Here is a 2,439-nt window from a genome sequence, read left to right on the forward strand (position 1 = left end):
TGCCGCTGGTGCCCAGCGTGATGGCGTCGGTGCCCGCACCGCCGACCAGGATATTCACCGCCGAGACGGTCATCGTGCTGCCCGAGGCGCCGATGGTCACCACCTCGGAACCGGCACCACCCGTCAGCGTCTCCAGCAGGTCCACCGTCAGGGTGGCACCGGCGCTGCTCAGGGTGATGGCATCGGTGCCCGCGCCGCCGGTCAGGGTCTCCAGGGCGGACACCGTCATGGTGGAGCCCGCGGCGCCGATGGTGATCACGTCGGTGCCCGAACCGCCGGTCAGCGTCTCCAGCAGGCTCACCGTCATCGTCGTGCCGGTGTCGCCCACCGTGATGATGTCGGTGCCGGCATTGCCGGTCAGGATCTCGAGGCCGCGCAGCAGCATGGTGTTGCCACTGGTGCCGAGCGTCACCTGGTCGGAGCCGGAGCCGCCGATCAGGATTTCGAGCGCCGAAGCCAGAACCGTGCTGCCGCCCGCGCCGAGCGTCACCACGTCGCTGCCCGCACCGCCGGTGATGGTCTCCAGCAGCGTCACGGTGACCGAGTTGCCGGACGAACCCAGCGTGATCGCATCGGTGCCGGCGCTGCCGGTCAGGCTCTCCAGGGCCGAGATCATCATCGTGCCGCCCCCGGCGCCGATGGTGATCACGTCGGTGCCGGACCCGCCCGTCAGCGTCTCCAGCAGGCTCACCGTCATGGTGGTGCCGGTGTCGCCGATGGTGATCGCGTCGGTGCCCGCGGCACCCGTCAGGCTCTCCAGACCGCGCACGGTCGTGGTGTTGCCGCTGGTGCCCAGCGAGATGATGTCGGTGCCGATGCCGCCGACCAGGATCTCCAGCGTGGAGACCAGGACCGAGTTGCCGGCCGAGCCCAGCGTCACCACGTCGGTGCCCGCACCGCCGGTGATGGTCTCGAGGTTCCGCACGCTCAGCGTGCTGCCCGCCGAACCCAGCGTGATCGCGTCGGTGCCGGCGCCACCCACCAGGCTCTCCAGGGCCGACACGGTCATCGTGCTGCCCGCGGCGCCGATGGTCACCACGTCGGACCCGGCACCACCCGTCAGCGTCTCCAGCAGGCTCACCGCGATGGTGTTGCCCGACGAGCTCATGGTCACGACGTCGGTGCCCGCACCGCCGGTCAGGCTCTCCACCGCCGACACGGTCATCGTGCTGCCCGCGGCACCGATGGTGATCACGTCGGACCCGGCACCACCCGTCAGCGTCTCCAGCAGGCCCACCGGCATGGTGGTGCCGGTGTCGCCGATGGTGATCGCGTCGGTGCCCGCAGCACCCGTCAGGCTCTCGAGGCCGCGCAGCAGAACCGTGTTGCCGCTGGTGCCCAGCGTGATGCTGTCGGTGCCCGCACCGCCGACCAGCACCTCGAGCGCCGCGACCGTCATGGTGCTGCCGACGCTGCCCAGCGTGATCTGGTCGGTGCCCGCACCGCCGGTCAGCGACTCGAGGAGGGTGACCGACACGGTGTTGCCACCGCTGGCCAGCGTGATCGCGTCGGTGCCCGCGCCACCGACCAGGCTCTCGACCAGCGAGACGGTCAGAGTGGCGGCCGAGGAGCCGATGGTGACGATGTCGGTGCCGGCGGTGCCGGCCAGGCTCTCGATCAGCGACACGGTGATGGTGCCGCCGCCCGACGCCATCGTGATGATGTCGGTGCCGGCGCTGCCGATCAGCGCCTCGACCGCCAACACGGTCATGGTCGAGCCCGAGGTGCCCCCCAGGGCGCCGACGGTGATCACGTCGGTGCCGGCGCCGCCGACGATGCTCTCAAGGCTCAGGACCGCGAGCGTGTTGCCGGAGCTGCCCAGGGTGACGATGTCGGTGCCGACGTTGCCGAGAAGCTGCTCGAGCCCGGTCACGGTGACCGTGTTGCCGACGCTGCCCAGCGTGATCGCGTCGGTGCCCGCACCGCCGACCAGGCTCTCGACCAGCGAGACGGTCAGGCTGGAGCCGGCGCTGCCGATGGTGATGATGTCGGTGCCGGCGGTGCCGGCCAGGCTCTCGATCAGCGACACGGTGATGGTGCCGCCGCCCGACGCCAGGGTGACCACATCGGTGCCGGCGCCGCCGACCAGCGACTCGATCGCCGAAACGGTCAGGGTGGCGGCCGAGGAGCCGATGGTCACGATGTCGGTGCCCGCACCGCCGACCAGGCTCTCGACCAGCGAGACGGTCAGGCTGGAGCCGCCGCTGCCGATGGTGATGATGTCGGTGCCGGCGGTGCCGGCCAGGCTCTCGATCAGCGACACGGTGATGGTGCCGCCGCCCGACGCCATGGTGACGATGTCGGTGCCGGTGCCGCCGACCAGCGATTCGAGGAGCGACACCGTCAGGGTGTTGCCGCTGTTGCCCAGCGTCACCGCGTCGGTGCCGGCGCCGCCGATCAGCGACTCGATCGCCGTGACCGACAGGGTGTTGCCCGAGC

At 71.0% G+C, this 2,439-nt stretch carries 1 protein-coding gene; it reads right to left on the bottom strand.

The window, feature by feature from the left end:
* A partial coding sequence (locus HL658_RS36310) for a beta strand repeat-containing protein (protein ID WP_180287749.1) occupies positions 1–2,439 on the bottom strand: 2,439 nt, incomplete at both ends.

Origin of the sequence: Azospirillum oleiclasticum (assembly GCF_013423485.1) — a bacterium.
Taxonomy (GTDB): domain Bacteria; phylum Pseudomonadota; class Alphaproteobacteria; order Azospirillales; family Azospirillaceae; genus Azospirillum; species Azospirillum oleiclasticum.